This window comes from Bradyrhizobium sp. LeoA1Lang (assembly GCF_055413685.1).
In genome coordinates this window covers 1-1,450 of sequence record NZ_JBVAPG010000394.1, presented here as the reverse complement: position 1 = coordinate 1,450, position 1,450 = coordinate 1, and the positions used below count along the sequence as shown (strand labels likewise).

Genomic DNA, 1,450 nt, shown 5'->3' with positions numbered 1-1,450 from the left:
CTTGAGTTTGGCGAAGAACTGCTCGATCGGGTTCAGATCGGGTGAGTATTTCGGTAGGAAGAACAACCGTGCACCGGCGGCACGGATGGCGCGACGTACGGCCTTGCCCTTGTGCGAGCCGAGGTTGTCCATGATCACGATGTCGCCGGGCGGCAATGTCGGGACTAGAACCTTTTCGACGTAGGTTTGAAAGGTTTCGCCATTGATCGGCCCATTGATGAGCCACGGGGCCGTGACGCGATCGTGGCGCAAGGCGGCCAGGAAGGTCATGGTCTGCCAGTGGCCATGTGGCACCTTGGCCTTGAGCCTTTGACCGCGCGGCGCCCAGCCCCGCAGCGGCGCCATATTGGTTTTGGTCCAGGTCTCGTCGATGAACACCAGGCGAGACGGATCGATCCGCTCCCGATATTTGCTCCATTGCGTCCGCCGACGGGCAACATCGGGACGGTCCTGCTCGGCAGCAATCAGCGTCTTTTTTTGTGACTGAGCTTCTTGGCGTGGACGAAGTCCCACAGCGTCCGGTAATCGACCTTCAGACCACGCTCGGCAAGCTCGGCCACCAGCCCGCGCAAGGTGAAATCCGCCGTCCGGCACCGTTGCACCAGCCAATCACGATGCTTTCCCGAAATCTTCTTCGGCTTGTAGCCGCCGATCTGATCCGGCTCGACGCTGCCGGTCGCGCGAAAGCGCTGCACCCAGAGAATGACCGTGCTGATGCCTACACCAAATTGCGCCGCCGCCTGATGGCACGACAGGCCGCCCTCGCAGACGGCGTCAACCACGCGCTCACGCAGATCAGTCGAATACGCTCGCCCCATCCATGCCGGCCTCCTTCCCAGCCAGCATGTTGAATCAGAACCGATCTGATTTGGGAATCCTCAATCGATTCAATCTAATCCCATCCCGCTCTAGAGGATCACGGTCATGATCACCAAGCTTGCCGACATCGATCCGAAGCGCGTCGCGGCAATCCTCTACCGGCGAAACAGGACGCTTGTGAGCTGCTCGCCGACTTACCCCAGGAGTCTCATGCGGCAAGGCGTGCACGTCGGCGGCTTCGTTCAGCAAACCTGAAGGGCGCGACGGCATGAGAACCATGCTCGCGCTGGACATTGCGACGGGGCACGAGATTTCGATATGCGAGCACACCCGGCAGCGGCGCCATGTTCTGCAAGCTTGGTGCTAATAGGCTTACCGATGCTACCGTTGTGGTGGCCCACGCGATCAAGCGGCGTCGATCTCCTCGTGATTAACAAATTGTCCAAGAAGGAGGTTCGGCGGGGGCCTGCGCGACGAATTTATTGATGCGATCATCGCTGGTGTACTGGAGTGCCCCCCAAAAGTGAGACACGGGAAATTAGGGACAGTTCTCTAACGGAGAACGTATGCCCAACAAATCCCCCCGTGTTTTCAGCCGAGAGTTCAAGCTTGAGGCGGTTCGCCGCATTCT

General features: G+C 59.5%; 1 protein-coding gene and 1 pseudogene. One reads left to right on the top strand and one right to left on the bottom strand.

From position 1 onward, the window contains the following. Positions 1-818 (bottom strand): annotated as a pseudogene (locus ACZYOF_RS43715) (IS630 family transposase); the annotation flags it as partial. A gap of 106 nt (positions 819-924) precedes the next feature. Here ACZYOF_RS43715 and ACZYOF_RS43710 point away from each other — a divergent pair. Continuing rightward, complete coding sequence (locus ACZYOF_RS43710) at positions 925-1,074, top strand: hypothetical protein (protein ID WP_165421643.1); 150 nt, start codon at positions 925-927, stop codon at positions 1,072-1,074. Positions 1,075-1,450 lie beyond the last annotated feature (376 nt).

Excerpts from the sequence above, each read along its gene's own strand:
- ACZYOF_RS43710 (WP_165421643.1), top strand. The coding sequence starts at position 925 with ATGATCACCAAGCTTGCCGACATCGATCCGAAGCGCGTCGCGGCAATC.